Genomic DNA, 3,786 nt, shown 5'->3' with positions numbered 1-3,786 from the left:
ATATACAGAAATTGATAATCTTTTCTTGGAATAGTATAAGTTGTCATATTATTTTACCTTTTCAAAAACAATGGTTTTAAGGACTGTTGAGTTCAAGTCGCTTCCATCACTCTTCTGAAATTTCAGTTGTTTAAACTCCTCCTTTAACGGACCATTATATTTTAACCTTAATCCCATTCGGGCCAGTTCTGTTTCATTTGGAATTCCTCTTAGATATTTATTGGTTACTGTGCCATTAATCACAATTTCTCCCCCTGTTTTTGTAATACGTGCTGCTTCAGGAAGATAATCCATTATTGTAAATTTCCCTTCTGGTTTAGGGATATAAGGATTATTTGCGATAACTCTCGCCTGACTGCCTGTCGGTATATTGGGCATAAAACGTGCATCTCTTGCAACAGCCATCGGATCTGATGGGCTAACCCCTACTGCTCCAGGTATTTGTACCCCTTTGCTGTCTGTAAATAGCTCTACTGTACCATTAGGTCTTATCTTCGGTGCGGATTTATCCGGCTTAGGCAACGCTTTTTGTTCGGTTACGCCGACATAGTCCTTAGTTACATCACTGTGTCTTTTTGAAGTGATTGGATTTTTATTCCCTCCCGCCATCTCCCCATCGAGGACGGACATCCTCCCGGTCTTTTGCCCAGCACCGGTTTTGCCGTTCTTATTCCATACACTCCTTCCCGGCGAGACAGCACCGATCCTAATCCCGGTTATCATGCCTAATGCTCTGTCAACTTTGTCGGCAGCCCAATCACCTACCTCTTCTTCAACAGGGTTGTTGTAGTCCTTGATCAATGGGACATACGGTGCTTCCTTACCGGCCAGTTTGCCGATAACGCCGTTATACGTACCGATGAAGCCGTTTGCATAGAACGACGGCAGGTTGGCTACACCTTTACCCAGTCCGGCTGTAGCAGTATCAAAAGTTTTGTTCCGAATCTGCCGGCTTCTTTCCGTATAACTGGAAACCGCATTTCTTTTCAACTGCTCCCTCGTTTCCCTATAACCCTGCTGTTCGGCAAATTTACCGCTGTCCCTGTAATACTTCATCGGGGCAAAATCCAGGAACGTTTCCCCGTCGGCTTTGAAACTTCCCGCTATGCTGCGCAGGAATTGTTCCGCCGCCGTGTCGGTGTCGGCATGTTTGGCATAATAAGCCGCATCGACCTGACGCATGGCTTGCGCCACCAGCCGCTTTTCTGCCTGCTGTTGGGAAATGCCGGGATGGAGTTTGGCAAATTTGGCGGCATTATCTTTAATTTTTCTGATCTCGCTGTCGTGCAGCTGCCTATTGTTCCAATCGACATTCGCCCCTACTGCCGCCGTACCGACATTTCCGCCCGCCGCATAGCCGATGGCCGCTCCGCCCAGTGCGTTGACCGCCGCTTTGCCCGCCGGGCCGAGGTTTTCCGCTGCTTCGTCCAAATACGGTGCGGCAAGGGAAGTGCCGCCGCCGGCCAGTATGCCGCCGAGGTTGCCCGTCGTCAGTCCGCCTGCCGCCCCGTGCAGGATACTCCTGCCTATGCCGCCTTCTTTCCAGGTGTCGTAGCGGCTTTGGTTTTCGGCAAGGTAGGCGTTTACTTGACCGAGTGTTGCGCGGATAGCGGCTTTTTCGGTTTCGCTGTCCGTATTTTGCAGTTCGGCCTCCAGCAGCGTTTTGGCCGCCTGATACCGTTCGTAACTTCGGGTATTGCCGAGTTTGTCGGAAACGGCTGCTGTGGTTTGTGCGGCATTTTTACCGAACTCCTGCGTTACTTCCCTTTGCAGGTTGATTTCTTTGGCCACCGCGTCTTTGTCGAAGCTGTTTTTCAGACGGCCTGAGTGTTGATCCGCAGTTTCGGTGTCGATGCCGGTGTGGATACGCGCTTCGGTTTCTTTGGCAGTCCTGCCTGTTCGGGCAAGTTGTCCCGCTTCGTCGGTGATGTGTATGTTGCGGGTGTTGATACCGCTGCGGGTGGTGCTGTTTTTGCTGTCTCCGTCGCTGCCGTAGCCGATGGCGTTATTGTTGTTTTGACCTTTAGAAGCATCAGTCAAGCGGATTCCCGGGCCGGAATCGGCAGGACGGTTTTGCCCCATTGATTCACCGCTGATTGCAACACTTGCCCCGATACCGAAACTTTTGCCTTCATAGTAGCTGTGGTTTTGAATGTCGCTGGCAGTAAGGGTGGCCGTCTGAAAAAGGTTTTTTCCTTTGTCTTCGGCACTCTTGCCGGAGGTGATGATGCCGCCCTTGAGGTCTGTGTTGTCTCTGACTTTGATTTGATAGCCGTCTTCTCCGGCATAAATACCGCTTTGCTCGGTTACCGAGGCATGGTCTGCTTTGACTTTGCTTTGGCTGTAACTGCCGCTTGCACTGAATCCGTAACCGACGGTAACTTGGACATTGCCGTTTTGCTGTTTGCTCTGATAGGTTTCGCTATCTTGTACGCTTTGAATACTTAGGTTTTTGGCATTAACTTGTACGCCTGTGCCGCATACTTGTGCGCCTTTGATGATGGTATCGCCACCACTTTGGATAAGGGTTTGGCTGCCTTTTTCTCCTATGTGGCTATGGCGGTGGGTTACGCTATCGCCATTGCCGTAGCCTTTGCCGACATTGCCGCCTGCGGTAAAGCCTAGACCAGCCTCCTTGTCCGAATGATACGGCAGCACCTGCGTTCCAGCCGCTGCTTTTGTTGTTGCTGCGTTCGCTGCTGCTTTGTTCGGCGGATTGGAGTGTGATGTCGTTATCGGCAATCAGGCCGGTTCCTGCTTTGCCGGCAACATCTGAGCCGGTAATGTGGATATTGGATTGTTCTGCTGCGCCTGTGGCGATTAATGTGGTTTTACCGCCTGCTTGAATTTGACTCGCTTGGGCTTGGCTTGCTTGAACTCGGGTGGTTTGTCAGTTTTGCTGTTCGCCGTAGGTTATAGAGATGCTGACTTGTTTGGCATTGGTTGTACCATTGGCTAAGTTTTGTGCACTCTTACCTGTTTGATAGGCTTACCAGCCTGCATTGGCAGCTGCCATGGCATTGACACGACCATTTTTGCTTTGTCCGACTTGTTTGCTGCTTTGTGCGACGGCAATCGCTTGTTGTGCCAAATCGGTAACGGGCGAACTGAATGCCACCGTTAAGCCTTTTTGTTCATAGATTTGGGTGGTATTACTGTTTAATTTGTTGTGTGCCGCTTGAATGTCTATGCTTTGGGCATGGATGATATTGTTGCCTTCTGGGCTGGAAACGGTACTGCCGATTTGTTCGTAGTGTTTGCCTGCAACAATGGTGGTATCGCCTTTCAAGCTGCCTACGGTACTGCCTGTATGTTCGTTGCTTTGGGATTGGTTTTCTTGTGTGTTTGTCTTGCTGCCAATCGTGAAGCCAATCCCTGCGCTCATCAAGCCTGATTTTTGGGTTTGATGATAGCCTTCGCTCTGACTTTGAGTTTGGGTTGTACCAATGCGAACATGATTGCCTGCTTGAATCCGGGTGCCATTATCGGAAATAACATTGCTGCCAAGAATGTTGGCATCGTTTCTTGCCTGCAATACAACTTGCTTGCCTTCAAAGGTGCTGCTTTGGGCGGTTAGGAATAAACCTATCCTGTTGAATACATTGAAGCCAAGTACGCCTATCAACACTATATTAAAACACAGCCTTAGGATATATACCTTTTATATAATCCTTATTTAAATAAAAACTCTTATAAAAATCTGTGTTATCTGTCGGGATTGAAAAAAAGATTTTATCTTTCTCATCAGGTTTAAATTTGTTATCAATATTAAAAAGAGAATAAGGA

1 pseudogene is annotated in these 3,786 nt (G+C 48.7%); it reads right to left on the bottom strand.

From position 1 onward, the window contains the following. Positions 1–48: 48 nt before the first annotated feature. A pseudogene (locus ACTHUE_RS12830) lies at positions 49–3,574 on the bottom strand (hemagglutinin repeat-containing protein); the annotation flags it as partial. Between the last annotated feature and the right edge of the window lie 212 nt (positions 3,575–3,786).

The organism is Neisseria sp. P0021.S005, assembly GCF_051956955.1.
The sequence above is the reverse complement of the archived record's forward strand: the minus strand, read 5'-3'. Positions and strand labels throughout refer to the sequence as shown.